This is a genomic window from Pseudomonas fluvialis, assembly GCF_002234375.1.
Taxonomy (GTDB): domain Bacteria; phylum Pseudomonadota; class Gammaproteobacteria; order Pseudomonadales; family Pseudomonadaceae; genus Aquipseudomonas; species Aquipseudomonas fluvialis.
Map to the genome: position 1 here is coordinate 101,774 of NZ_NMQV01000001.1, position 26,626 is coordinate 128,399.

Consider the following 26,626-nt stretch of genomic DNA (forward strand, 5'->3'; position numbering starts at 1 on the left):
GCCTTACCGCTGACGCACCATGCGCGCATAGCCGTTGTCCGCGAGCCCTCATGCAGCCGTCAGCACACCCCAGCCAGCCCGAGGCTTTTCGCCTGTGGCGTGAAGCCCAGGACACCCAGGTACGCACCCGCCTGGGTGGCGTGTTCTACCTGCTGGCCTGGCTGCTGCTGTGGGGTTTTGCCGGCGCACCCGGCCAGTTGTTGCTGGCGGGCATTCTGCTGAGCCTGCTGTTTGCCGGCCTGTGGCTGCTGCGCCTGCTGCACCGCCTGCCCGACGCCCATGACCAGGCCAGCCTGCGTCACTGGCTGGACAGCCACTGGCGGCTGATCTTCGCTACCGCCCTGGCCTGGGGACTGACCCACGCGGCGGCACTGCACCTGGCGGTATTCGCCGATTCACGCCTGATCGCTACGCTGAGCACGGTGGCTTTCAGTACCGCCATGGCCTTCAACTTCGCCATGCGCAAGCGCCGCGCCATCATCGCCATGACCCTGCTCTACCTGCCGGGCCTGCTGGTCCTCTGGCTGAACCGCGCAGAACAACTGGCCAGCCTGGTCACGCTGGCCTGCTACCTCGGCTACCTCTTGCTGGCCCTCAGCCGTAGCCACCGCGAGTACCACACGACCCTTGACCTGGAGCTGCAACTGCTCGAGCAGCAGGCACGCCTGCAGCAGCTCAGCCATAGCGACAGCCTCACCCAACTGGGTAACCGCCATCTGTTCAACAACCGCTTTCCCCAGTTGCTCGAACAGGCACGCCGCCACCTGCGCCCTCTTAGCCTGGTGCTGCTTGATCTGGACTTCTTCAAACAGGTCAACGACCGCCACGGCCACCTGACCGGCGATGCCTGCCTGCAATGCTTCGCCGACTGCCTGCGCCGGCATTTTCGCCGCGACAACGACCTGCTGCTGCGTCTGGGCGGCGAGGAATTCGCCGTGCTGCTCCCCGACACGCCGCTGGAGCAGGCGGTCAGCCAGGCCGAGCAGTTGCGCCAGTACCTGTCCAGCGAGGGCCTGCAGGTACATGGCCAGCCGCTGGCACTGACCACCAGCATCGGCGTGGGTGGCTACGACCCGCAGCAGGATGACGATGCCGAAGCCTTCTTCCGACGCGTCGACCAGGCGCTGTACGCCGCCAAGCACAACGGCCGCAACTGCCTGGCAAGGGCCTGAACGGTCTGCTCAGCGCGCTTGCAGCGTCTCGTCAGGCGACTCGACCGGCGCGTCACCTGGCAGTTCGACAGGCGTAGCCAGCACCTTGTCGATGCGTTTGCCGTCCATATCGACGACTTCGAACATCCAGCCCTGCCACTCCACCCGGTCACCGGTCTGCGGCACACGCCCCAAGAGCAGCATGAACATGCCGGATACCGTGTGGTAACGCCCCTTGTCCTCCTCCGGCACCTGCTTGAGCAACAGGCGATCCTTCATTTCCGGGATGGGAATAGCCCCGTCCAGCAGCCAGCTGCCATCGTGCCGCTGCACCGCCCAGGCATCCTCGGCGTTGTTCGGCGTGAACTCGCCGGTGACCGCTTCCAGCAGATCCTGCAGGGTAACGATACCTTCCAGTTCACCGTACTCATCGATCACGAAGGCCATCTGCATGCCGCTGGCACGGAACTGTTCGAGCAGTTCCATGCCGGTCAGGGTTTCCGGTACAAACACGCAGGGATGCAGCTGCTGGCTGAAATCCGGCTTCTCGCCACGGGCCAGGCTGGCAAAAGCCTGTTTGGCATGCAGGACGCCGAGCAGGTTGTCCAGACCGCCATCGCAGACCGGAAAGCGCGAGTGTTCGGAGTCGATCATCGCCTGGATGTTCTGCTCGACCGGCTGACGCAGGTCGACATACACCAGGTCGGAGCGCGGGATCATCAGCGAGCCGAGCTGGCGGTCATCCAGCCGGAAAACGTTGCGCACCATCTCGTGCTGGTGTTGCTCGATGATCCCCGCCTCCGAACCTTCTTCAAGCATGGCGTGAATCTCTTCCTCGGTAACCCCGCTGGTATTGCTCTGACGTACACCGAGCACCCGCAGCAGGGTGTGGGTCGACCAAGACAGCAGCAGCACGAAGGGTCGGGTGAGGAACGCCAGGGTAACCATCGGCCGGGCCACCAGGCGGGCAATGCTCTCCGGACTGAGCTGGCCGATACGCTTGGGCACCAGTTCGCCGATGACGATCGACACATAGGTGATCACCAGTACTACGCCCGCCGTGGCCGCGATACCGGCACTGCTGGCCGGCATACCCAGGCCCTGCAGCCAGGCGGCCAGGGGTTCGGCCAGCACCGCCTCGCCGACGATGCCATTGAGGATACCGATGGAGGTGATGCCAATCTGGACGGTCGAGAGAAACTGAGTGGGGTCCTCTGCCAGTTTCAGCGCCACCCCGGCGGCCGAGTCACCCTCGGCCGCCAACTTCATCAGACGTGCCTTGCGGGCCGCCACCAGGGCAATCTCCGACATGGCGAACAAACCATTGAGGACGATGAGCACGCCCAGAGCAAAAAATTCCACTGCGATTCTCCTGCCGCCACATATGCGCCACGGCCACTGCACAACATCAAGCGCGGGCAACGCCCGCTATCCCATGCCCACCGCCAGTCGGTGGGTCAGGTTCAATCAGTCACGGCGCCGGCACGCCTGCCGCCTGACAGGCCAGGTCAGACTCTGCACGAGAGCAGGCGTTAGGCAAACAGCTGCAAGGGAGACACAGCGCAACGGCACTGCCAGAGGAGGGAAAAAGCAACGACAGGGAGGTTCCGCAGGGGTGTTCATACCGATCAGCGAATGGCCAAAGATGGGGCATCATAGCCAGACCATGGGTGACGGCCATGGGGAAGGTTTTACAAAGTGTTTTACCTACCCGGCTCAGTCACGCAACTCGAAGTCCAGCAACGCGACCTGACCGCTGTCGTCGAGCAGGCTCAACTGGTAATCCCCCAGGCGCGGCAGGCTGAGCGCCTGCTCGCGGCCATCGCCGAGCACTGCCAGCGGCTGGCCATCGAGGAACCACCAATAACGCCCGCTCCCCCCCAGTGCACTGACCTGCAGGTTCAGTGCGCCAGCCTGCAGGCGCCGCAGGCGATCGCCCTGGCGCACCCCGACGATACTCAGGGGGGCCTGCGCCTGGGCGCTGGGCGGGCAGTCCGCGCTGGGCGCCGGCAGGCGCGCACTACGCCGTTCGCGGCGCGGCAGCCAGGGCTCCAGCGGCGCGGGCCAGAGCAACCGTTCAGCCGGCTGCGCCCCAGCACAGTGGCGCGCTACCCGCCGGCCCTGCTCGTCTACCCAGAAGTGTTCGCGCAAGCCCACCCCCAACGGCTGGTCAGCCGCCAGCAGGGTCGGCGGTACGGTGCCGTTGAGCGTCCAGGCAAAGCGTTGGCGGCGACAGTCGGCATGCTGGCGCGGCAACACCTGGCCCAGCGGCCAGCAGATTGCCGCCACACCGACGCTGTCCGGCTGCGGGTCGGCCGGCGCCACTCGGCCACGCTGGCGTTCGCGGTTTTCCAGCAGGTCATGTACCTGCAACAGCAAGGGCGCGGCGGAAGCCAGGCCAAACTGCCCCTGCACCGGCGTGCCATCCGGGCGACCGATCCACACACCGATGCTGTAGCGCGGCCCCACGCCAATCGCCCAGGCATCACGAAAGCCGTAGCTGGTGCCGGTTTTCCAGGCCAGCGGGGCACGCTGACTGAGCGCCGCGCGTGGATCACGGTCAGGGCGTGCCTGGCCGGAGAGAATGCGCCGTACGATCCATGCACTGCCCGGCGAGAGCAGGCGCCGTTCACGCAACGCCTGTTGCGGCTGCAGGCGCACGTCTGCGGCCATGCCGCCTCGCGCCAGGGCACTGTAGGCGCCCACCAACTGTTCCAGGCGCGCGCCGGCACCGCCGAGGATCAGCGCCAGGTTCGGTTCGGCGCCCGCCGGCAGGTACAACGGCAGACCGGCCGCACGCAGCTCGCCGGCAAAGCGCTTCGCGCCATAGGCCTCCAGCAGTTGCACCGCCGGCAGGTTGAGCGAGGTGGACAGCGCCGTGCTGGCAGCCACCGGACCGCTGAAACCGGCGGCGAAGTTACCCGGCCGGTAGTCGCCATAACGTCGCGGCACATCCTGCAGCAACGATTCGGAATGGATCAGCCCGGCGTCCAGCGCCAGGCCATAGAGAAACGGCTTGAGCGTCGAGCCGGGCGAGCGCAGGGCACGCACCATGTCGACATGACCGAAGCGCTGGTCATCGCTGAAGTCCAGCGAACCGAGGTAGGCGCGCACCGCCATGCTGTCGTGCTCGACCACCAGCAGGGCCGCCGAGGTACGCGCCGGCAGGCGACCGCGCCAGCCCAGCAGGAGATCCTCCAGGCGCTGCTGCAGGGCTGCATCGAGGGTGGTGCGCAGGTGCGCGGGGGTATCGCCGCGATTCAGCCGGCGCGCCAGCAACGGCGCCAGCTGCGGTTCGCGGCGCGGGGCAAGAAACAGCTGTTCCTGCAAGGCATCACGCACCGCCTCGGCCGGCCACTGGCCGCTGGCCAGCAGGCGGCGCAAGACCTTGTCGCGCGCCGCCTGGGCACGCGCCGCATGACGATCCGGACGCAGCCGGCTGGGCGCCTGTGGCAGCACGGCAAGCAAAGCCGCCTCGGCACGGGTCAGCTGACTGGGCGGCTTGCCGAGGTAGGCCCAGCTAGCCGCCGCCACGCCCTGCAGGGTGCCACCGAACGGCGCCCGGTTGAGGTACAGGGTGAGAATCTCTTCCTTGGACAGGTGCCACTCCAGCTGCAGGGTGCGCCACAGTTGCTGCAGCTTGCCGGCATAGCTGCGCGCATGCGGATCGAGCAGGCGTGCCACCTGCATCGACAGGGTGCTGCCGCCGGACAGCACGCGCCCGGCACGCGCGTTCTGCCAGGCGGCGCGCGCCAGGGCCAGCGGATTGACTCCGGGATGCTGGTAAAACCAACGATCCTCGTAGCCGAGTAGCGCTTCCAGGTAATAGGGTGAGACTTCTTGCGCGGTCACCGGGTAGCGCCACACCCCGTCATGATCGGCAAAGCGCCACAGCGGCGTGCCATCCTCGGCCAGCACCACCCGCGCCAGGTCATCGCCTGGCAGCGGCAAGGGCCACAGCCGGTCGGCCAGCCAGAGCAGGGCCAGCAGGCCGAGCGGCGCCAGCAGCCAGGGCCGGCGCTTCAGCCGCAACATGCCGGCGCTCCGCAGGCGCGCAACCGGCGGCACCGGAGCCCGGCCATGCTCAGCGCCCCTTCACCACCAGCCAGTCCGCTGTCTCGCCGACGGCCTGCCATTGCGGGCGATACATCGATTCGACCTGCGGCGGCGGCACCCGATAACGCCCCGGCGTCACCGCCCGCGCCAGGTACAGCAGGTGGGTGGTGTCGTAGCTGTCGACATCCACCGCGGCGACGTAGCGATCAGCACGGTATTCCTGGTGGCGAATGCGCGCGTTCTGCATCTTCTCCTGCCAGTCACGCAGGTTGCTCGCGGCATCCTCCAGGGACGCCGAGCTGCCGGCCAGATTCTGGTTCTCCAGCTCCAGGCCCGCCGGCAGCAGGTCGACCACCAGCGCATCGGGGACGCGCTGCTCGGCACGTACCGCCAGATGCACCAGCACCAGGTCACCACTGCGCAGCTGCTCCAGCTGCAGCGGCTGGCCATCCAGGCCGTAGTACTCGCGTTCGATGCTCAGCGTATCGCCACCGGCCGCCGGCGCCTGACGCGGATAACCGGACAGGCTGAGCTGCTGGTAAACCGCCTGTTCGCCCGCCTGGCTAAGGCGCCACGGCGCTTGCAGCCAGTCGCCCTGCAAGGTCACGCCGGCTTCGGCAGGGCTGAACTGGCGCTGCCGTTCGCCGGCCTGCAAGCTGACCTGCCAGCTGCCTTCAGGACGATCCAGCAGACGCCGTCCGGCCAGGAACAGCGCATTGCGCTCCTGGGTCGACCAGTACTCGCTGCGTACCGCGCGCTGCGACAGCTGCAGCAGCCGCTGCTCCAGGTCGTCGCCCAGGCCATGTTCCTCGCGCAGCGCTAGGCTCAGCGCTTCGTCGCGCAGTTCGCTGCCGTAGTCCCCCAGCCAGTCACGCGCCGGTCGGCGAATCGCCTGGCTGGCGAGCAGCGCCTGCTCGGCACGCGGCGCGTCGCCCATCGCCTTGAGCGCCGCGGCCAGGTGTACCAGCGGCAGTCCGGAACGTGCATCGCTGCGCCGCTCGAACAGCGAACGCAGCGCGCCCAGCGGTGCCTGCTGGCTGCGCGACAGGACATAGCCGGCATAGGCCTGCACGGCAAAGCGGCTATGTTCCAGGCTGTCGCTATAGTGCAGATCGATCAGTTGGCGCTCCTGCAGGTAGCGCAGCAGGCGCGCATTGGCGCGCTGCAGGGCCTCGGCCGGCACGGCAAAGCCCTGCTCGCGGGCGCGCAGGAGGAAGTCGGTGACATAGGCGGTCAGCCAGTACTCTTCCTCGCCATCGCTGCTCCACAGGGCAAAGCTGCCGTTGTGGCGCTGCATGCCGAGCAGGCGTTCGATACCCAGTTCGATCTTGCGCTGCCGCTCAGACTCCGCTTCCACGCTGATACCCAGGCGGGCCATGGCCTTGGCATCGGCATACAACGAGGGATACAAACCGCTGGTGGTCTGTTCGAGGCAGCCGTAGGGATAGGCTTGCAGGGCGCGAATCTGCTCGCCCAGGTTGAGCGGCGGACGGCTCGACAACTGCAGCACGGCCTGCAGGCCGGCAGGCTCGAAAGCCTCCAGCTGCGCCGGGCTGAGCTCGAAGGGCTGCTCGGCCTTGAGTACCGCGAGGTGCTGGCGGGTCACGGCCGCATAGGCCGGGCGCACGCCCAGCGTCCACTGCCGGCTGAACGGCGCGGCGGGCTCTCCGGGCAGCTGCAGGTTGTCGACGCGCACCGCCAGCGTGCCACTACCGAAGCCACCGCCCGCCTGCACCTGCAGCGGCAGGGTCAGGCGCTGGCCGGCCGCCAGTTCGACACGCTGACGCGTGTTGCCAAGCAGTTGCAGCAGGCCATCGGCTGACAGCTCGACCTCCAGCTGCTGCGCCTGCCCGCTGAGGTTACTGAGATCCAGGGCCAGCTCGCTGCGGTCACCACCGGCCAGGAAGCGCGGCATCGACAGCTCGGCAATCAGCGGCGCGGCGACCAGCGTCTTGCCTTCAGCCATGCCGTACTCCTCGTCGTTCCAGGCCTGCACCATCAGGCGCAGCTCGCCATTGAAATCGGCAATGTCCAGGCTCAGTTCCGCTTCGCCCTGGGCATCCAGGCGCACCGCCTGGCTCTGCTCGGCGACGATGGTCACGCTAGTGGGCGGGCGCTTGCCGCCACCGGCCAGCGCGGCGTCACCGCCAAAGGCCAGACTGGCGGCACGTCCCTGACCGACTTCGATCAACTGGTCGTAGACGTCCAGCTGGTCGAGGCCGTAGGCCTTGCGCCCGAAGAAGGCCTGGAAGGGATCGGGCGTGGCGTATTGGGTGATGTTGAGGATGCCGACATCCACCGCAGCCAGCAGCACGCGCACCTCACTGGGCAGCGAGCCATCGGCACGCTGCGCCTTGATGCGCACCTTGAGCGGCTGCAGCGGACGCATGCGCTCGGGCGCCTGCACGCTGAGCGCCAGCTTGCGCTGCTCACGGGCCAGCGGCAGGTGCAGCAGGCCAACCGCACGCTTGGGCGTGACCTGCGCCTTGCGCTCGCCGGGACGCACCACCAGCGCACTCAGGTACAGGTCATGACGTGCCCAGTCGGCACTGATCGGCACCGTGAAGGTCTTGCCTTCGGCCGGCACCTCGATGCTCTGCCACCACAGCGGGCCATCCGCCGACTCGACCAGCAGGTAGCCCTTGCCGGCACTCGGCGGGGTGAGGGTGACCCGAGCCTCGTCGCCACCGGCATAGGCCGGCTTGTCCAGCGCCAGCTTGACCTGGTCGGGACGCACCGCGCCGCCCTCGGCGTTGTCCTGCCAGCGGTAACCCGCCCAGAAACGCAGGCTGCTGACCAAGCCGCTGTGCATGTCCTGCACTTCCAGGCGGTAGGGTCCCCACTCCACCGGCACGCTGACTTTCGCCGTGCCGCCGGCGGGCACGCTCAGGCTGTCTTCGCTGAGGGTGATGAAGCGCTCGTTGTAGCGCTGGGTCCAGCCATCACTGTCGGAATGGTTCCAGTAGTAATCGCGCTGCTCGCGGATCAGCCGCACGCGCAGCTGGTCACTGGCCAGCTTGTTGCCGGCGACATCGGCCAGCAGCACCTCGAACTCAGCCTGACTGTCGGCATCCACCTCTTCGCCATCGAACAGTGCACGCAGCCCCGGCAGGCGCTCGGCCGGCCAGACCGGCTGCAGCAGACGACGGGTCAGCGGACGGCCGCCGGACTCCTGCAGACTGGCCTGGAGGATCAGCTGGACAGGCGAGCGGACCTCCTGCCACTGGCTATCGATACTCAGCCGTGCTTCCCCCTGGCTATCCAGGCTGGTTTCTTCCAGCTCCAGGTCCTGGCTCAGCTCACTTTCGGTCAGCGAACCGAACTGGAAACCCGGCAGGCTGGCTACCGCCTCGCGCAGCGGACGCACGAAGAGCTGCCCGGAAACACGGTTACCACTAGCCGGCGCACCGTACAGGTAACGTCCGCTGAGCTGGAACTCGGCGTTCTGCTGGGGGCTCAGGGGTTGCTCGCTGCCACGGATATCCAGGGCCAGGCGCTCGGGCAGGAAGTCTTCGACCAGGAATTCATAGCGTTGCTGCTGGCCATCACCGAGATCGAAACGCAGCTGCCAGCGGCCGGTTGGTGCCTCTTCGGCGAGCGGCAGGCGGTACTGATAGAGGCCACTGTCATCGGCCTGCCAGACAAAGCTGCGGCTCAGTTGCTGGTCGGGACGCCACAGCTCCACGGCAATCGGCGAGGCCTCGCCGGCGCGACCATCGCGATCACGCAGCAGGCCGTTGAGCAGCACGGTTTCCCCGGGACGATAGAGATCGCGCGGACCGAATACGAAGAACTGGCGCGGTAGTGCCGGCGCCCCGCCAATGGCGAACTCGGCGAGATCGAGCGCCGCGCCCTGCAGGTTGAGCAGGCTGGTCTGGCCATCCTGGGTCGCCAGCAACAGGCGCGCCGGCTTGCTCAGCGGCAACTGGGCATGCCCCTGGCTATCACTGACGGCCTCGGCCAGTTGGTTGCCCTGTTCGTCGAGCAGTTGCAGATGCACCTTGCCCAGCGGCTTGCCGCCCTGCAGCGCCTGGGCAAACACATCCAGCGCCTGGCGACTGCGATGCACCGACAGACCAATGTCACTCAGGGTGAACAGGGTCGCCGGCATGCTGTAGTCGTACTGTCCGGAGCGGCGCATCACCGCCAGGTACACTCCCGGCTCCTGCAGCGGCTCAATACCGGCCATCGGCAGCCAGAGCGTTTCCCGGGTATTGCGTGCCGGCTGCAGGTCGAAGCGCCCGGCATACACCAGCTCGGCCATCTTCAGCAGTTCACGCGACTCCCAGAGGTCGAGGCTGCTGCTGCGTCCCCAGCGACTGACGAAGCGCGGAAGCTGCTCCTGGCGCACCCGAAAGAATTCCACATCGATACGCGGCACATTCAGCGCGATCACCGGCAAGCCCTCGCCAAGCCGCGTCGGCAGCAACGAGCCACGGCTGGCAAAGCCCACGCTGGGCTGCAGATCGCGGGTTTCCAGGCGATGCTCCTGCTCCTTGCCCAGGCGCTGGCCGTTAACGCCACGCAGCCCGCCATCCACGGTAAGCACCAGCTTGCGCTTGGGCTCCAGCGGACGCAGGCGCAACTCCATCAGGTTGTCGCTCAGCTCCCAGGCGCCATCGACCTTGCCGGCCACGCTGTCGACCAGGTGCAGCCGCTCGGCAAAGGGCTGCTCGGGGTCGAGGGGAATATTGAAGGTCAGGTTCAGCGTGCTGGCGCCATCGCGCTGCACTTCCGCGACATCCGCCAGACGCAGTGCCTGGCCGGCATAGCGCTCGGCCAGCGCCGGCAGGTCACGGTTTGCCTGGCGCGCACTGGGTGCACTGGACGCCACCGGGGCCACGGCACTGACACTGGCTTTTTCCGAGGTAGAAGAATCACAGCCGCTGAGCAGGCTCAGCAGCAAGGCCAAAAGCAATCCCTTGTTCGGCATGGGGGCTCCAGCAGGCGCGGATTAGGAAGGACGACAGCCGCCTGAGACCGGCGCCGCGGGAAATGCTTCCCGCACTGGCCGGGCAGACAGAAAAAACCCCGGCACTATAGCCCAGGCCACGTTGGGGCAACGTGGCACGCCCAGCAAAATCCGCGACGCCCTGCCCTGCCAGACAGCACAGTCACCGGCTCGGGGCCGGGGCTCAGGGCGCCAGGTAGGAGGAGCGGGTCAGGCCCAGGCGCAGGGCATCCAGGTACTGGGTACGCTCGCGAGCCGTGAGTCGCGCACCGGCCACCTTGTCGCGATACAGCGTCATCAGCTCTTCGGGCGACAGATGCACATAGCGCAGCATGTCCTCGATAGTGTCGTGGGTTTCGATGCCGGCGTGGTACACGCTGCCATCCTCACGCTGGTAGATGTTCACCGAGTCGGTATCGCCGAACAGGTTGTGCATGTCGCCCAGGATCTCCTGGTAGGCACCTACCAGGAAGATACCCAACAGGTAGTCCTCACCCTCGCGCAACTCATGCACCGGCAGGCTGGTTTCGATGCTTTGCTCGTCGACGTACTGGCGGATCTTGCCGTCGGAGTCGCAGGTCAGATCCTGCAGCACGGCGCGGCGCAGCGGCTCCTCGCACAGCCGCGACAACGGCAGGATGGGCAGGATCTGGCCGATCGCCCAGGTATCCGGCAGGCTCTGGAACACCGAGAAATTGCAGATGTACTTGTCGGCCAGCTTGTCGTTGAGTTCGTCGAGTACCGCGCGATGGGAACGCTGGCGTGCCTTGAGCTGATTGTGCAGGCGCCGGCAGATGGCAAAATAGCACTGCTCGGCCAAGGCCTTGTCGGTCAGGCTGAGCTTGCCGGAAGAGTATTGCGCGGCGACTTCCTCGATGTAGTGCGTCGCCCGCCAGTAGCTTTCCGCGACCATCTCCGGGTCACTATCGCCGAGCAGCTCGACCAGGTTGGCCAGCACTTCGGGCAGTTCCTGCGCCGGGTCGACCTGCGGCACGGCATCGTTATGGCGCTCCACATCGGTGACCTGCACCACCAGCAGGGCATGGTGCGCGGTCATCGCCCGGCCGCTTTCCGAGAAGATATGCGGATGCGGGATATCCTGGCGGTCGCAGAACTCCTTGAGCATGTCGACCACCGTGGCCGCATAGTCGTCCATGTCGTAGTTGATCGAACTGGCATTGCGTGAGTGCGTGCCGTCGTAATCGACACCCAGTCCACCACCGACATCGATGTGATCGACCGGCAGGCCGAGTGCGCGCAGTTCGCCGTAGTAGCGGATGGCCTCGCGAAAGCCCTTGCGGTAATCGGCAATGTTGGCGATCTGCGAACCCATGTGAAAGTGCAGCAGGCGCACTCCCTGCTCCAGTCCAGCCTGTTGCAGGCGCGCCACGACCTTGAGGATCTGTGCCGCGGACAGGCCGAACTTGGATTTCTCGCCGCCGGTATCGGCCCACTTGCTCGACGCCAGCGAGGACAGCCGCACCCGCAGACCGATCTGCGGCAGCACCTGCAACTCGGCGGCCTCCTCGATCAGCAGCGGGACCTCCGACTCCTTCTCGATGACGATGAACACGTTATGGCCGAGCTTTTGCCCCATCAGCGCCAGGCGGATGAACTCGCGGTCCTTGTAGCCATTGCAGACGATGGTGCCGCCTTTCGGCGCCAGCGCCAGCACGGCCAGCAGCTCCGGCTTGGAACCGGCCTCCAGGCCAATCGATACATTGGCGGTGGCAATGATGTTTTCCACCACCGCCTCCTGCTGGTTGACCTTGATCGGGTACAGCGCGGTGTAGCGATTCTGGTAGTCGAGGCGGGCAATGCTCGCGTCGAAAGCGCCGGTCAGGCGACGCACACGGTCTTGCAGGATGTCCGGAAAACGCACCAGCAGCGGCAGCGACAGGCCACTCTCGCGCAACTGTTCAACCTGCTCGTAGAGATCGATCGGCGCACTGTCCGGCCCCTTCGGGCGCACCTGCACACGGCCGTCGTCGCTGATGGCGAAATAACCGGCGCCCCAGTGGCGAATGCCATACACGCTGCGGCTGTCGGCAGCAGTCCACTGGCTGCCATCGTCTTTACGGGTACGTCGTGCGGCCATCGCAATCTCCTGTCAATGAGGCAAGGTGCCGGCCCGGTGGGCAGCATGATGAAACGGATAGATGAACAGCCGTGTGACACGGCCGTATGCGGCCGATCAGCCGCCGGATTTGCGGGCCTTGAAGCCGCGCCTGGCCAACTCTTCGAGCAACAGCTCGACCTTGTCACCCTGGATCTCGATGACCCCGTCCTTGAGCCCGCCACCACAGCCGCAACGCTGTTTGAGCGCACTAGCCAGGGCCTTGAGTTCGCTATCGGCCAGCGGCACACCGCTGATGGTGGTAACCGTCTTGCCGCCACGCCCCTTGGTTTCCCGGCGCACCCGGACGATGCCATCACCAACCGGACGCTGCACCTCGGCGCAGCGACAGGCGTCCTGCGGCTGACTGCACGCCGGACAATGCCGCCCCGCGTCCGTGGAGTAAACCAGCCCACCCAGGGCTGACAATGACGAAGCTTTCTTGACCACCGGCTTTTCCTCAGTAGGGGTCAGGACAGGCAGGCCCCGCTCGGCCAGGGGCAACGCCACGAAGGCCGTGGCGCATCAGGCCAGACCGTGAAGGCCGCGCAGTGTAAGGGCAAAGCCATACCCTGCTAAGTGGCAAATTGCGCCATCCAGCGACGGATTGGCGACCTTGTGCAGCATAGCCCACAGGCTCACCGCAAATACTGCACAAGCCCCGCGCAATGCGCCTTAAGCATGTGCCAGGTAACGCTGCAAGGCCTGCAGCGAATCCGGGCAATAGGGGCGCTGACGGGCGTCCTGCAGGACCTGCTCGGTTGCCAGGAAGCAGGCTTCCAGCACCTCTTCCGGCTGCAGGCTGAGCGGCGCATCGGAAACGCAGGAATACACGGCGCACCACAGCCGGTTGCCTGGCTGATCGAAGAAAAAGCGCCCATGCTCGGCCAGCGCAACGTCACGAATGCCCAGCTCCTCGGCCAACTCACGGGCAGCCGACTCGGCATAGCTCTCCGCAGCTCCCACCATGCCGCCGGCGGCCGCATCCCAATAGCCGGGATACACGGCTTTGCTCAGGCTGCGCCGGTGCACGCAGAGGTGTCCGGCACTGTTGAACAGCAGGATGAAGGTACCGCGGCCGATTAGCCCACGTTCACGCAACTCGGCACGCGGCAGGCCGCCAAGCAAGCGATCCTGCTCGTCGACCCAGGCGATCAGCTCGGCATCCGAGGCAGCGCGATGCGCCGCCTCACGGGCGCTGATGACCATCAGCCCTGGCTCAGCAAGGTGCGCAGTTCGATGATCGCGGCGTTGGCGCGGGAGATGTAGTTGGCCATCACCAGCGAGTGGTTGGCCAGCACGCCGTAGCCACTGCCATTGAGCACCATGGGGCTCCACAACGGCTCCTGGGCAGCCTCCAGCTCACGAATGATCTGCCGCAGGCTGACCGTGGCATTTTTCTTGGCCAGCACGTCGGCAAAGTCCACCTCGATGGCGCGCAGGAAGTGCGCCAGCGCCCAGGCCTGACCACGCGCCTCGTAGAACACATTGTCGATCTGCAGCCAGGGCGTCTTGACCCGCTGCTCGGCAGCCATCTGTTCGGCCTGCGCCGAAGCGCTCTCCACCGCATCGGTGTTCAGGCGCACGCGGCCAACGCTGGCCGACAGGCGCTGCGACAGCGAGCCCAGGCGCGTGGCGACATCGCCCAGCCAGTTATTGAGGTTGTCGGCACGGCTATAGAAGCGCGCATTGGCCTCGCTGGGATCGGCCAGGCGCGCCTGGAAGCGCTCCAGCGCCTGGATGCCTTCGGCATACTCAGCCTCCGAGGCCGGCAGCGCCCAGCTCTTGTTGTCGAAATTGAAGCGCGGCTCGGCCTTGGCCAGGTCCGGGTCCTCGGTGGACTGGGTTTGCGAACGGGCGAAGTCCTTGCGCAGGGCACGCGACAGGTCACGCACCTGTACCAGCACGCCGTATTCCCAGTTGGGCATGTTGTCCAGCCACAGGCCGGGCGGCGCCAGGTCGTTGCTCAGGTAGCCACCCGGCTTGCCGAGCAAGGTATTGGCCACCTGCTTGAGGGTTTCCACCGTGGTGTAGCCATTGACCAGACGACGCTGCGCCTGTTCCGCCGCGGCTTGCGCCTGCTGCTGCACCGGGAAGGCAGCCGGCTCCTGGCTCCAGTACCAGCCCACCAGCAAGGCCGCCAGCAGGTACAGGCCCAGCGTCAGGCCCAGCGCGCGACTGAGCCAGGCGCCGCCCAGATAGCTGCGCACATCATCCAGCGAGTCCTCGACCCGGTCGCGCGCCGCGGTGGAGCGCTTCATCCAGTCAAACATGGCAATTCCTTCAGGTTCGGTGAGCAGAGCATCGACCCGGTCGCGGACAGACACCGGGCAGTTGACGCACTATAAGCCAAGGCACGCTGCCAGGCAGCGCCTGCATGATGGCTTAGCCGAACAATCTGCTCAGTTGCACAGGTTTTTCGACAACAGGATGTAAACAGAGTAGAAACGGCAATTGCCTGGCGCCAATAAGCTGATAGCATCGCGCCATCACCGGAGTCAGACAGACCAGGGACAGCCTGCCAGACATGAGCGAGCACGAAGACCAGAGCGACCGCCTCAAGCAGCACTTTGCCCAGCGCGTGATCAACCAGGCGCGCCAGGTACTGGAAGTGTGGCAACGCCTGCAGCGCAACGCCTGGTCCAAGCAGGAAATGGACGAGCTGCAGGAGGGCAACCAGCGCCTGCTGCGCTATGCCGAGCGCTTCGAACAGCCCGAACACTGCCAGATCGCCGAGGGCATCGAGCAGTGCCTGCAGGGCGTGGCCGCCAACCGCAACCGCCTGTCCAGCGAACTGATCTGCGAGCTCAACCAGCTCATGCAGCGCCTCTCACGCACCGGCCTGCGGCATGGCGACCAGTTTGAACAGACCAGCCTGCCGCCGCTGCGCAAGCCGGTCTACCTGGCCCTGCAGGACAACGAACGACGCCTGCGCCTGGAACAGCAACTGAGCTCCTACGGACTGATTGCCCAAGGCTGCCCGGACAGCCAGGCCTTCCGCCAGGCCATGGCCGCCCGCCACCCGCTGGCCATCCTCATGGAAGTGGACTTTGCCGGCGAAAAGCAGGGCCTGCTGCTCGCCGAGGAGGCACAGCAGGGCCTCGAGCAACGCATCCCCGTGCTGTTTTTCAGCGAGCAGGACAGCGATACCGCTACCCGCCTGCAGGCCGTACGCGCCGGCGGACTGGACTTCTACTGCAACAGCCTGGACGCCTCGACCATCCTCGAACGGGTCGAGCAATTCAGCCACACCGCGCATTACGAGCCTTTCAAGGTACTGATCATCGATGACTCGCGCGCCCAGGTGACGCACACCGAGATGGTCCTGAACAGCGCCGGCATCGTCACCCGCACCCTCACCGAGCCGCTGGAAGCGCTGGACGTACTGGCCGATTTCAATCCCGAGCTGATCATTCTCGACATGTATATGCCCGGCTGCGTGGGCACCGAACTGGCCAAGGTGATTCGCCAGCACGAGCGCTACGTAAGCATTCCGATCATCTATCTGTCCGCCGAGGACGATCTGGAGAAGCAGCTGGATGCGATGAGCGAGGGCGGTGACGACTTCCTCACCAAGCCGATCAAGCCCCGCCACCTGATCGCCACTGTGCGCACCCGCGCGACGCGCGCACGCAGCCTGCAAGCACGCATGGTGCGCGACAGCCTGACCGGCCTGTACAACCACACGCACACCCTGCAACTGCTCGAAGATGCCCGCCTGCGGGCTACCCGCGACGGCCAGCCACTGTGCTTCGCCATGCTCGACATCGACCACTTCAAGAAGGTCAACGACAGCTACGGACACCCCATGGGCGACCGGGTGATCAAGAGCCTGGCGCTGTTCCTCAAACAGCGCCTGCGCAAGACCGACCACATTGGCCGCTATGGCGGTGAAGAGTTCGCCGTGGTACTGCCGGATACCGAGCTGGAGGCCGCGCAGCGGGTCCTCGACGAGATCCGCCGGCGCTTTGCGGAAATCCACTACCCGGCACAACCCGAAGACCTCTCCTGTACCTTCAGCGGTGGCATTGCCCTGCTCCGCCCAGGCGAGGACGCGCAGAGCCTGTCCAAGCGCGCCGACGAGGCGCTGTACCAGGCCAAGCACGGCGGGCGCAACCAGATTGCCTGCGCTGAGTAGGCATGGCGGCCATTGGCCATCTTTTTCAGCGTCAAGCAGTCGTCGTCACAAAACTGACACAGCAGCGCAATAACCTGCCGCCATTCCCTGCCGCGGTCGATTGCTGCCATGCGCCTGAAAAGCCTGACCAACCTCAATACTTCACTGCTCCTGCTGGTATGCCTGAGCCTGGCCGCCACCCTGTGGTGGTCACAACGCGCCCTGCAGCAGCCTCAGCGCCTGATGAGCCTGTATCTGCAACTCAGCCAGGCCTTCCAGCAACAGGTGGCCGGGCAGGTACTGGCCTACCTGGACAGTGGCGATGCACTACGTCACCAGCAGGCCGAACAGGCCGCCCGGCAACTGGCCACGCGCATCGACACGCTACCGAACAGCCTGGCCGAACAACTGCGTCCCAGCCTGCTGCACCTGCAGGATTTCATCGCCAACCCGCTACTGGCCGCCGGCAAGCTCGCCGGCGACCCGCAAGGGCTGCTCGTGCAGGCTGAACGCGAACTGGCCGGCAACCTCGAACAACTGCAACGCTATGCCAGCAGCAGCCAGCACAACGATGCCGCGCGCTACCTGGCGCCCCTGCAGAGCAGCAGCCTGCATCTGTTGCGCCTGGCACACGCCCGTGGCCGCTATGTCAGCCAGGGGCAGGAGCAGCATCTGCAAGCCATCCAGCGCGAACTGCAGCAGCTGCAGGGGCTGGCCGAGCAACTGCAGGGCCTGCCGCTACTCGGCGAACAAGCCACAGCCAGCGCCAGCAGCAGCTTCGCCGCCCTGCTGGAGCTGGACAGCAGCGAGCAACAGCAAAGCGAGGACCGCGGCAGCGAACTCAAGCGCGAGCTGGCCTACCTGTTGCGGCGCTACCCCGATGAGCTGCAGCGCACCAGCGCACTGGTGCAACAACGCCTGCAACTGCGTAGCGACACCCAGCAGCGTATCGACGCCCTGCAGCAGGCCCTGGCCGGCCTGGAGCCGCTGGTCCAGGCCGAACAGGCGCGCATCCAGCAGGATGTACGGACTATCCAGATCGGCCTGATCCTGCTGATCCTCGCCATCGCCCTGCTCATCGACCGCATGCAGCGCAGCCTGACCCGCCTGCTCAGCCAGCTGGTGCCGCAACTGAGCGCCTGGGCACAGGGCGATTTCAGCCAGCCCTTGCAACTGTCCTCGCGCATCGTCGAACTGCAGGCCATCGAGCAGTCGTTGCAACGCCTGCGCGAATACCTGCAGACCCTGGTCGGGGAAATCCGCCAGCATGCCGGCGCGCTGGCCGCCAGCAGCCAGCACCTCGCCGGACTGGGCGAAGAGCTGCAACACAGCGGCGAACAACAGGCCGCGGAAACAGCCTCGATTCGCGACGCCCTGGCCCACCTGCAGGACAGTATTGGCCAGGTGGCCGGCGACGCCGACCAGGCGGCCGGCGCCAGCCACGCCGCTGGCACTGCGGTCGCTGAAGGCCAGCGGGTCATCGAGCAGAGCCTGCATGGCCTGCACGGCCTGGTTGGCGAAGTCCGCGGCAGCGCCCAGGCCATCGAGCAACTGGCCCACGAGAGCGGCAACATCGGCAGCGTGCTCAGCGTGATTCGCGGGGTGGCCGAGCAGACCAACCTGCTGGCCCTGAATGCCGCCATCGAGGCCGCCCGCGCCGGCGAGCTGGGCCGCGGCTTTGCGGTGGTCGCCGACGAGGTGCGCACGCTGGCGCAGCGCACCGCCAGTGCCACCGAGGAGATCCAGCAGCTCACCGCGCGCCTGCAGCAAGCCGCCCAGCAGTCACTGGGCGCCATGCGCCAACAGGTGGAGCAGGCCGAAGGTACCGCACGCCAGGCACAAGCCGCCGAAGGCGCCCTGGATACCGTGGTCGAGGCCATCCGCACCATGGCCGACCGGGTGCAGCGCATCGCCCAGGCCAGCGCCCAGCAACATGACAACACCGCGCAGATCAGCCAGCACAGCGAACACATCTACCGACGCGGTAGCGCCAACCTGCAGCGCATCGCCAGCAGCCGCCAACAGAGCGAACAGCTACGCGATCTCAGCGAACAACTGCAACACACCGTGCATCGTTTCCAGGTGTGACCTGCGACCGATTGAACCTGCTGCCGGCTGACGCAGTCCGTTATGATGCACGCTCAGCCGTTCCTGCGAGTTCATCATGCGTCGTCTGCTGCCCCTGTTGCTTTTCGTGTTCACCCTGCCCGCCCTGGCCAGCCTGTTCGACAGCCGGCCAGCCAGCACCCTCGGCGCGCCGCTCAACAACAGCAGCGACTTCCTGCCGGTGGAGCAGGCCTTCCGCCTCGACCTGGTCGACAGCAGTCCAGGCGTTGTGCGCCTGCGCTTCACCAACGCCGAAGGCTACTACCTGTACCGCCACCGCCTGAGCTTCACCGCGGAACCGGCCACAGTGGCCCTGCAGGTCGTCGAGCTCCCTCCAGGCCAGGCCAAACAGGACGAGTTCTTCGGCGATGTCGAGGTTTACTACGGCCTGCTCGACGTGGAACTGCGCCACAACGATCAACAACCCTTTACCCTACGCGTGGGCTATCAGGGCTGCGCCGACCTCGGCCTGTGCTATCCGCCAGAAACCCGCGAATTACAGATCGGCAGCAGCGGCGCTGCCAGCGCATTGGACTGGCACAGTATCGCGCTGTTTTTCCTCGGCGGTCTGGCCCTGACCTTTACCCCTTGCGTACTGCCCATGCTGCCGATCCTCGGCGGCGTGGTCCTGCGTGGCGAGATCGGCGGACTGCGCGGCCTGGTGCTGTCCACCGCCTATGTGCTGCCGATGGCTCTGTGCTTTGCCCTGCTGGGCGCCTTGATGGGGCTGTTTGGCGCCGAACTGAACCTGCAGGCCCGCCTGCAGTCGCCCTGGGTGCTGGTGCCCTTTGCCGCCTTCTTCGGGGTATTCGCCCTGGCCATGTTCGGCCTCTTCGAGCTGCGCCTGCCGCACTGGCTGAGCGCCCCGCTGGACCGCCTGGCCGGCAACACGCGCGGCGGCTCGGTGGTCGGTGCCGCGCTACTCGGCGTTTGTTCGAGCCTGCTGGTCAGCCCTTGCGTATCAGCGCCGCTGGCCGGCGCCCTGCTCTACATCAGTGCCAGCGGCGACGCCTTGGGCGGCGGCCTGAAACTGTTCGCCCTGGGACTGGGCATGGGTGCTCCACTGATCCTCTTCGCCACCGGCGGCGGCGCATTGTTGCCACGCGGCGGGCAGTGGATGCTGACGGTGCGCAACACCTTTGGCGTACTACTGCTGGCGGTAGCCATCTGGCTGCTCGAACGGGTCCTGCCGGGCGCCCTCAGCCTATTGCTGTGGGGCCTGCTGGCGGCCGGCGTGGCGCTGTTTCTCGGTGCCCTGGAACTCACCCCGAAAAGCCCGCGACAGAAAATGGCCCAGCTTGTCGGTCTGCTGTTGCTTTGCTACGCGCTGGCCGCCTGGTTCGGCGCCCTGCAGGGGCACAGTGATCCCTTGCGCCCGCTGGGCAACCTGTCAGCCGACAGTGCGCCAGCCAGCAGCAGCGCAGCACACGACTGGCAAACCATCGATACCCCCGAGGCACTGGACAGCGCCCTGGCCGCTGCACGCAGTGCCGGACAGAAAGTCGCGCTGGACTGGTACGCCGATTGGTGCGTGAGCTGCAAGGTCATCGAACGCGAGGTGTTCAGCCAGGCCGAGGTACAACAGCGCCTGCAGGACTGGCGCCTGCTGCGCTTCGACATCACTGCCAGCAATCCGGCGCAACGCGCCCTGCTCGACCGCTACCAACTGTTCGGCCCGCCAGCCATCCAGCTGATTGCCGGCAACGGCGAGGAGTGGCAGGACCTGCGTGTGGTCGGCGAAATCGATGCCGCCGCCTTCAGCCAGCGCCTTGACCAGGCCAACGCCCGTCGCTAAGGATCGCCTGAAGTAGTCCTACATTTCCGACTGACTTCTGAGCATCCCTAGGCAGCCACACCTCGAACCCTCCGCGATGAGGCGCATGGCGCAGGCCGTGGCGCCACCCACGGCGTTGGACAGGTACTTCCGGCATCAATCCGCACTTGGCAGGCTGGCCGGCCGCAAAGAATATGTTATGGTATAACATATTTATCAAAAGCAAATCCTCCAGCCCCTGCCCAAGCGGAGCGCTCGCAAGACACTGAAGCGCTGTCAGCCCCCGTAGCCCCCGACATTTAGAAAACGCAACGCTAGGAATACCCATGAAAGCCACCTCGGCCTCCCTCGCCGTTCTCACCGTTCTGCTTGCCTCCGACCTGCATGCCAATTCATCCGGCAACTCCACCGTTTCCCTTGGTTCGGTCTACGTCACCCCGGATGCCGGCGGTACGCTACGCACAGACAGCATCCTGACCTCGGTCGACATCATGGGCAGCGACAAGATCGAAGATAAAACCGTGATGAACAGCTGGGAGCTGGTGGGCCAGATGCCCGGCATCCAACTGACCGAAACGCGCATGGGCGCCGAATCCGGCAAGGTGACCTTCCGCGCTTTCAACGGCGAGGGCTACATCAACGGCATCAAGACCCTGATCGACGGCGTGCCGAGCAACGTCAACAGCGGTAACCAGCGTTTCATCGACATGATCTTCCCGCTGGACATCGACTACATCGAAGTTGTGCGCGGCACCAATGACCCGCGCTACGGGCTACACAACATCGGCGGCAACATCAACTTTGTTACCCGCCAGGGCGGCAACTACACCGATGGCCGCCTGACTTACGGCAGTTTCAATACACGCGAATTGCAGTTGGCAGTTGGTCATGAGAAAGGCAACTTCGCGCAGAACTATTTCCTGGCCAAGCAGGACTCCGCTGGCTTTCGCGACCACAGCGACTCCGACAAATATTCCCTGGGCGGCAAGTGGTTCGTCAGCGATGACGAACAAACCATGAAGCTCGGTCTGGTTGCCCGCCTCTATCATCATGAGGCAGAGGAGCCGGGCTTTCTCACCGCGCAGCAGTTGGCCGCCAGCCGCAAGCGGTCGCCAGCGAAGAACGCCAATGACGGTGACGACCGCGACATGAAGCACCTCGGCGTGCATGCTGACTTCCAGCTCAGCGACGACCTGAGCCTGAGCAACAAGCTGTACTACAACAGCTACGACGATGAGCGCACCGTGACCTTCACCGACTACCCGGTCGGCAACGCCCCGCGCCAGCGCCGCCAGTGGCAGGAGCGGCAGACCGGCGCGCTGAGCAACCTGACCTGGCGTGCCCACGAGATGCTGACCCTCGATGGCGGCATCAACTACGAGCAGCAGAACAACGAGTACCGTCGCTACCGCTACAACTTCGGCATCCCCACCGACTTCGACGCGCCGCCGGCCCGTACGCAGAACGACGATAGCTACACCCTGTACAACACCGGCGCCTATGCCCAGGCGATCATCCAGCCCATCGAGCAGCTGAAGATCATCCCGGCTTACCGGGTGGACACATTCTCCGGCAACACCGAGTTGATGAGCGGTGAGAAGGCCAAACTGCAGGACTATGGCTGGATCGAACAACCCAAACTCAGCGTGGTGTACAGCATCACGCCGGACATCAACGTCTATGCCAACTGGGGCCGTACCTTCCAGGTCCTCACGGGTTCCACTGCACCCGCCTACATGACTGTCGGCCAGGCCTCGTACAAACCATCGATCAACACCGGCAAGGAAGTGGGTGTGAAGTTCAAACCCTTCGCCGGCTCCGAAGCGCGCATCGCCGTGTGGCAACAGGAAGCCACCGACGAAGTGGCCAACATGCCGAGTACCGGCACCACTGTCGGCCTGGGTGAAACCAAGCGTCGCGGCATCGACATGCAGCTCAGCGCACAGTTGAATGATCAGTGGACCGTGTGGGGTTCGCACGCCATCCAGGAAGCCAAGGTGGTCAGCGCCTTTACCGCTGGCGGGCAGTCGCTGTCAGGTAAGGAGGTGTTCTCCACGCCGCGCTACATCAGCAATGCCGGCGTCGACTACCAGCTCAACGATACCTGGCGTTTCGGCCTGTCGGCCCGTGCACAGGGCGACTACTACATCGACGAGCTGAACGAGCAGGGCAAGTACGGCGGCTTCGCAGTGCTCGATGCCAACGTGCGCTATCAGGTATCGACCACCACCAGTCTCGACCTGCAACTGAAGAACCTGACCGACCGCGAGTATGAGTACGTGTGGTTCGACAACTTCTTCTGGGGCGGTGACGACCAGCCGATGTTCTCCCCTGCTCCGGGCCGCTCGGCCTATCTGTCGGTGAATATGAAGCTGTAGATTCTGGCCCGAAGCCAAATCTGTAGGAGCCGGCTTGCCGGCGATCGTGTCAGTCAGCCAGTGCCCACAAGCGGGCTCCTACACGCAGAAGAGGGTGCTGCCAGCAAACCCAGGGGGCACCGTGCGCCCCCTGGGTCAGAGGTTCTCAGAGGTACTTCAGCCAGCGAATGTCCCGGCGGCGCGCCTTGAGCCGGGCGAACCATTGCGTGGGCGGGAACAGCAGCACGGCCAGAACCAAGGTCGCTGCCCAAATCCAGCCCATCGAATCGAAGCCGAAGTAACGCCCCTGGTTCGCGCCCCAGATAGCAAAGGCGGCGACATAGAACAGCTTCAGCAGATACAAGTGCAGCAGGTAGAAGAACATCGGTGCACTGCCGTACACGGCCAGGGTACGCACCGCACGCCCATCGTTGCGGCGCTCGAAGTAGGCCAGCAACAGCAGGCCGATGCCCAGCGTCAGCGCCAGGAACAGCAGTGACGGCGGATATTTGGTGAGATTCAGCACACTCATCAGCGTCTGCAGCCCGGTTTCTCCAACCGCCCACGGCTTTTCGCCGTAACCATTGACAAAGCGCAGCACCACGAACAGCGCCAGAGCAGCAAAACCGCTACGACGCAGCCATTGCAAACGCTGCTCAGGCACGCTCGCAGCGCGGAACCAGGGGCCGATCACGTAGCCCAGGGCAATCACACCGATCCACGGCAACACCGGGTAGGAGGTGCGCAGGCGCAGCGCGTCGGAAAATTCGAGCCATCCACGCTCATGCAGCACCGCCCAGGGGATGTGTATGGCCGACTCGACAGGAAAGTGCAGCCCATCGAGCAGGTTGTGCCCGGCCACCAGTACCAGGCCCAGCACTGCCAGCACGGCACGCGGCAGCCACAGCAGCGCAGAGAGCGCCAGCATGCTCAGGCCGATGGCCCAGATCACCTGCAGGTAGATCACCGTAGGCGGGATCTGGAAGGTCCAGGCGAAGTTGACCAGGGTGAACTCCAGCAGCACCAGAAACAGCCCGCGCTTGAACAGGAAGGTGCTGGTCGTTGCGCGACTCATCTGCTTCTCGCCGTAGAGAAATGCCGAGAGTCCGGTAAGCAGGATGAACACCGGCGCGCACAAATGCGCCAGAGCACGACTGAAGAACAGCGCAGGATCAGTAGCAGTCACGTCCATCGGGTCGCCGACCTGCTGGTGCAGGTAGAAGGTTTCGCGAACATGATCGAGCAACATGAAGAGGATGACCAAACCACGCAGGGCATCGATCGAAAGCAGGCGACTGGAGGGCATGGAAGGCTTCGCGTAGCACAAGTAAATTAACGTAATAAAATAACATTAATCGAAATATCGATGCACACCGCCCCCATTCGACAAGGGACTCTACCTGCAGCAACGGAAGAAAAACCTAACCCACCGTCTAGGTTGGATTAACCACTTCGAAGTCATCTAGCACCTGAAGTTGCCCGGCAATACCGGGCTACCTTAGAGCAGTCCTAAAAGCCATTGGCGGCCATCCCCCTGGAAAGTGCAGAGAACTGCTGACAACGGACGCGCCATTGGGCATAGTCCGTGCACACTTGTGCGCCCAGCGCTCTCTGCTCCCTGAAAGGACTGCCCCATGGCCACCATCCTGGTACTCCACGGCCCCAACCTCAACCTGCTCGGCACCCGCGAACCGGGCGTCTACGGCGCCACCAGCCTGGCGCAGATCAATCAGCAACTGGAGCAGCAGGCCCGCGATGCCGGCCATCACCTGCTGCACCTGCAGAGCAATGCCGAGTACGAACTGATCGAGCGCATTCATGCCGCGCGCCAGGAAGGCGTCGACTACATCCTCATCAATCCGGCCGCTTTTACGCATACCAGCGTCGCGCTACGTGACGCGTTGCTGGCGGTGAGCATCCCATTCATCGAAGTGCACCTGTCCAACGTGCACAAACGCGAAGCCTTCCGCCATCACTCCTACTTTTCCGATGTGGCCGTCGGAGTGATCTGCGGCCTGGGCGCCAGTGGTTACCGCCTGGCCCTGGATGCGGCAATCGAACAACTGGCCGCGCGCTGAAACACTACAGCGCCGCCACTACCGTTAAACCTGAGCTTGGGAGTCAACCGCCATGGATATTCGTAAAGTCAAGAAACTGATCGAGCTGCTGGAAGAGTCCGGTATCGACGAACTGGAAATCCACGAAGGCGAAGAATCGGTACGCATCAGCCGTCACAGCAAAGTGCCGGCCCAGCAGGTCTATGCGGCAGCACCGGTTGCCGCGCCTGCTGCACCGGCACCGGCACCGGCCGCTGCAGGCGCACCCGCTGCAGGCGACAGCGCCCCGGCGGCGCCCAAGCTGAACGGCAGCGTCAGCCGCTCGCCGATGGTCGGCACCTTCTACCGCGCCGCCTCGCCGACCTCGCCAAACTTCGTGGAGGTCGGCCAGAGCGTGAAGAAGGGCGACGTGCTGTGCATCGTTGAAGCCATGAAGATGATGAACCACATCGAAGCCGAAGCCAGCGGCGTGATCGAGTCGATCCTCGTGGAAAACGGCCAGCCGGTTGAGTACGACCAGCCCCTGTTCACCATCGTCTGATGCCTGGGGAACCTGCAATGCACAAGCTGGAAAAAGTCCTGATCGCCAACCGTGGCGAAATTGCCCTGCGCATCCTGCGTGCCTGCAAGGAAATGGGCATCAAGACGGTGGCCGTGCACTCCACAGCCGACCGCGATCTGATGCACCTCAGCCTGGCCGATGAGTCGGTGTGCATTGGCCCGGCGGCCGGCGCGCAGTCCTACCTGAACATCCCGGCGATCATCAGCGCGGCGGAAGTCACCGGCGCCACGGCGATCCACCCGGGCTACGGCTTCCTCGCCGAGAACGCCGACTTCGCCGAACAGGTGGAGAACTCCGGCTTTGCCTTCATCGGCCCGAAAGCCGAGACCATCCGCCTGATGGGCGACAAGGTGTCGGCCAAGGACGCCATGATCAAGTCCGGTGTACCGGTGGTACCGGGCTCCGACGGCCCGCTCCCGGAAGACGAAGGCGAAGCCCTGCGCATTGCCCGCGAAGTGGGCTACCCGGTGATCATCAAGGCCGCCGGCGGTGGCGGTGGCCGCGGCATGCGCGTGGTGCACAAGGAAGAAGACCTGATCAAGTCGGCCAAGCTGACCCGCACCGAAGCCGGTGCCGCGTTCGGCAACCCGATGGTCTACCTGGAGAAGTTCCTCGGCAATCCGCGCCACGTGGAAGTCCAGGTGCTGTCCGACGGCCAGGGCAATGCCATCCACCTGTATGACCGCGACTGCTCGCTGCAGCGCCGCCACCAGAAGGTCATCGAGGAAGCGCCCGCCCCGCAGATCGACGAAAAGGCCCGCGCCGAAGTGCTCAAGCGCTGCGTGGATGCCTGCATCGAGATCGGCTACCGCGGCGCCGGCACCTTCGAGTTCCTCTATGAAGACGGCCACTTCTACTTCATCGAGATGAACACCCGCGTACAGGTCGAACACCCGGTCACCGAGATGGTCACCGGCATCGACATCGTCAAGGAGATGCTCAGCATCGCCGCTGGCAACAAGCTGTCGATCAAGCAGGAAGACGTGAAGATCCTCGGTCACTCGGTCGAGTGCCGGATCAACGCCGAGGACCCGGACAACTTCATGCCCAGCCCTGGCAAGGTCAAGCACTTCCACGCCCCGGGCGGCAATGGCGTGCGCGTCGACTCGCACCTGTACAGCGGCTACAGCGTGCCGCCGCACTACGACTCGCTGATCGGCAAGCTGATCACCTTCGGCAAGGACCGCGACGAGGCCATGGCGCGCATGCGCAACGCCCTGGACGAAATCATCGTCGACGGCATCAAGACCAACGTGCCACTGCACCGCGACCTGGTACGCGACAAAGGGTTCTGCAAGGGGGGCGTGAATATTCACTACCTCGAGCACAAACTCGGCAAGAAGTGACGCCGCACTGACAACAGGGGCCGCATAATGCGG

16 protein-coding genes are annotated in these 26,626 nt (G+C 65.1%); 8 read left to right on the plus strand and 8 right to left on the minus strand.

Features of this window, described 5'->3' with window-relative positions; genetic code table 11:
• Window positions 1-50 precede the first annotated feature (50 nt).
• Window positions 51-1,172 carry a GGDEF domain-containing protein gene (locus CFY91_RS00485; protein ID WP_093984367.1) on the plus strand — a complete coding sequence of 374 codons (1,122 nt, stop codon included), beginning with the start codon at window positions 51-53 and terminating at the stop codon, window positions 1,170-1,172.
• A gap of 9 nt (window positions 1,173-1,181) precedes the next feature.
• On the opposite strand, the gene CFY91_RS00490 is transcribed toward CFY91_RS00485, so the two are convergent.
• From CFY91_RS00490 to CFY91_RS00520, 7 genes are all read right to left on the minus strand, one after another.
• The gene (locus tag CFY91_RS00490) at window positions 1,182-2,513 is read right to left on the minus strand and encodes a hemolysin family protein (protein ID WP_093984368.1); all 1,332 of its coding nucleotides are present in this window, start codon (window positions 2,511-2,513) and stop codon (window positions 1,182-1,184) included.
• A 354-nt stretch (window positions 2,514-2,867) separates the two neighbouring features.
• Entirely contained in the window at window positions 2,868-5,186 is a 2,319-nt protein-coding gene (pbpC, locus tag CFY91_RS00495; protein ID WP_093984369.1) for a peptidoglycan glycosyltransferase PbpC, read from the minus strand.
• A 49-nt stretch (window positions 5,187-5,235) separates the two neighbouring features.
• Complete coding sequence (locus tag CFY91_RS00500) at window positions 5,236-10,140, minus strand: alpha-2-macroglobulin family protein (RefSeq protein ID WP_093984370.1); 4,905 nt, start codon at window positions 10,138-10,140, stop codon at window positions 5,236-5,238.
• A 202-nt stretch (window positions 10,141-10,342) separates the two neighbouring features.
• Window positions 10,343-12,256 (minus strand): arginine decarboxylase, encoded by a 1,914-nt coding sequence (gene speA, locus CFY91_RS00505; protein ID WP_093984371.1) that lies wholly within the window; start codon window positions 12,254-12,256, stop codon window positions 10,343-10,345.
• Between the two features lie 96 nt (window positions 12,257-12,352).
• Window positions 12,353-12,724 carry a translation initiation factor Sui1 gene (locus tag CFY91_RS00510; RefSeq protein WP_093984372.1) on the minus strand — a complete coding sequence of 124 codons (372 nt, stop codon included), beginning with the start codon at window positions 12,722-12,724 and terminating at the stop codon, window positions 12,353-12,355.
• A gap of 225 nt (window positions 12,725-12,949) precedes the next feature.
• Window positions 12,950-13,483, minus strand: a complete 534-nt coding sequence (locus CFY91_RS00515) for an NUDIX hydrolase (RefSeq protein ID WP_093984373.1) — start codon at window positions 13,481-13,483, stop codon at window positions 12,950-12,952.
• Entirely contained in the window at window positions 13,483-14,547 is a 1,065-nt protein-coding gene (locus tag CFY91_RS00520) for a DUF2333 family protein (RefSeq protein WP_093984374.1), read from the minus strand. Before CFY91_RS00520 ends, CFY91_RS00515 begins: the two co-directional genes overlap by 1 nt.
• A 254-nt stretch (window positions 14,548-14,801) precedes the next feature.
• Here CFY91_RS00520 and CFY91_RS00525 point away from each other — a divergent pair, with 254 nt between their 5' ends.
• From CFY91_RS00525 to CFY91_RS00540, 4 genes are all read left to right on the plus strand, one after another.
• The gene (locus tag CFY91_RS00525; RefSeq protein WP_093984375.1) at window positions 14,802-16,412 is read left to right on the plus strand and encodes a diguanylate cyclase; all 1,611 of its coding nucleotides are present in this window, start codon (window positions 14,802-14,804) and stop codon (window positions 16,410-16,412) included.
• A 108-nt stretch (window positions 16,413-16,520) separates the two neighbouring features.
• Window positions 16,521-18,479, plus strand: coding sequence for a methyl-accepting chemotaxis protein (locus CFY91_RS00530; protein ID WP_093984376.1), 1,959 nt, complete (start codon window positions 16,521-16,523; stop codon window positions 18,477-18,479).
• Between the two features lie 76 nt (window positions 18,480-18,555).
• Window positions 18,556-20,292 carry a protein-disulfide reductase DsbD gene (locus CFY91_RS00535; RefSeq protein ID WP_093984377.1) on the plus strand — a complete coding sequence of 579 codons (1,737 nt, stop codon included), beginning with the start codon at window positions 18,556-18,558 and terminating at the stop codon, window positions 20,290-20,292.
• A 305-nt stretch (window positions 20,293-20,597) separates the two neighbouring features.
• Window positions 20,598-22,649: a TonB-dependent receptor gene (locus CFY91_RS00540; protein WP_093984378.1), complete on the plus strand. Its 2,052-nt coding sequence runs from the start codon at window positions 20,598-20,600 to the stop codon at window positions 22,647-22,649.
• A 145-nt stretch (window positions 22,650-22,794) separates the two neighbouring features.
• Here the strand turns inward: CFY91_RS00540 and CFY91_RS00545 are convergent, their stop codons facing one another.
• Complete coding sequence (locus CFY91_RS00545; RefSeq protein ID WP_093984379.1) at window positions 22,795-23,934, minus strand: acetyltransferase domain-containing protein; 1,140 nt, start codon at window positions 23,932-23,934, stop codon at window positions 22,795-22,797.
• Window positions 23,935-24,262: 328 nt separating this feature from the next.
• Here CFY91_RS00545 and aroQ point away from each other — a divergent pair, with 328 nt between their 5' ends.
• Genes aroQ through accC form a run of 3 tightly spaced genes read left to right on the plus strand, consistent with a single transcriptional unit; the run spans window position 24,263 to window position 26,593 of the window.
• Complete coding sequence (aroQ, locus tag CFY91_RS00550) at window positions 24,263-24,706, plus strand: type II 3-dehydroquinate dehydratase (protein ID WP_093984380.1); 444 nt, start codon at window positions 24,263-24,265, stop codon at window positions 24,704-24,706.
• A 52-nt stretch (window positions 24,707-24,758) separates the two neighbouring features.
• Entirely contained in the window at window positions 24,759-25,226 is a 468-nt protein-coding gene (gene accB / locus CFY91_RS00555) for an acetyl-CoA carboxylase biotin carboxyl carrier protein (protein ID WP_093984381.1), read from the plus strand.
• 17 nt (window positions 25,227-25,243) lie between these two features.
• Window positions 25,244-26,593 carry an acetyl-CoA carboxylase biotin carboxylase subunit gene (accC, locus tag CFY91_RS00560; RefSeq protein ID WP_093984382.1) on the plus strand — a complete coding sequence of 450 codons (1,350 nt, stop codon included), beginning with the start codon at window positions 25,244-25,246 and terminating at the stop codon, window positions 26,591-26,593.
• The last annotated feature ends 33 nt before the right edge of the window (window positions 26,594-26,626 follow it).

Coding starts and splice junctions, on each gene's coding strand:
- CFY91_RS00530 (WP_093984376.1), top strand. CDS start 16,521: ATGCGCCTGAAAAGCCTGACCAACCTCAATACTTCACTGCTCCTGCTG.
- CFY91_RS00540 (WP_093984378.1), top strand. CDS start 20,598: ATGAAAGCCACCTCGGCCTCCCTCGCCGTTCTCACCGTTCTGCTTGCC.
- CFY91_RS00545 (WP_093984379.1), bottom strand. CDS start 23,934: ATGCCCTCCAGTCGCCTGCTTTCGATCGATGCCCTGCGTGGTTTGGTC.
- CFY91_RS00535 (WP_093984377.1), top strand. CDS start 18,556: ATGCGTCGTCTGCTGCCCCTGTTGCTTTTCGTGTTCACCCTGCCCGCC.
- CFY91_RS00500 (WP_093984370.1), bottom strand. CDS start 10,140: ATGCCGAACAAGGGATTGCTTTTGGCCTTGCTGCTGAGCCTGCTCAGC.
- CFY91_RS00520 (WP_093984374.1), bottom strand. CDS start 14,547: ATGTTTGACTGGATGAAGCGCTCCACCGCGGCGCGCGACCGGGTCGAG.
- aroQ (WP_093984380.1), top strand. CDS start 24,263: ATGGCCACCATCCTGGTACTCCACGGCCCCAACCTCAACCTGCTCGGC.
- CFY91_RS00525 (WP_093984375.1), top strand. CDS start 14,802: ATGAGCGAGCACGAAGACCAGAGCGACCGCCTCAAGCAGCACTTTGCC.
- pbpC (WP_093984369.1), bottom strand. CDS start 5,186: ATGTTGCGGCTGAAGCGCCGGCCCTGGCTGCTGGCGCCGCTCGGCCTG.
- accB (WP_093984381.1), top strand. CDS start 24,759: ATGGATATTCGTAAAGTCAAGAAACTGATCGAGCTGCTGGAAGAGTCC.
- accC (WP_093984382.1), top strand. CDS start 25,244: ATGCACAAGCTGGAAAAAGTCCTGATCGCCAACCGTGGCGAAATTGCC.
- speA (WP_093984371.1), bottom strand. CDS start 12,256: ATGGCCGCACGACGTACCCGTAAAGACGATGGCAGCCAGTGGACTGCT.
- CFY91_RS00515 (WP_093984373.1), bottom strand. CDS start 13,483: ATGGTCATCAGCGCCCGTGAGGCGGCGCATCGCGCTGCCTCGGATGCC.
- CFY91_RS00485 (WP_093984367.1), top strand. CDS start 51: ATGCAGCCGTCAGCACACCCCAGCCAGCCCGAGGCTTTTCGCCTGTGG.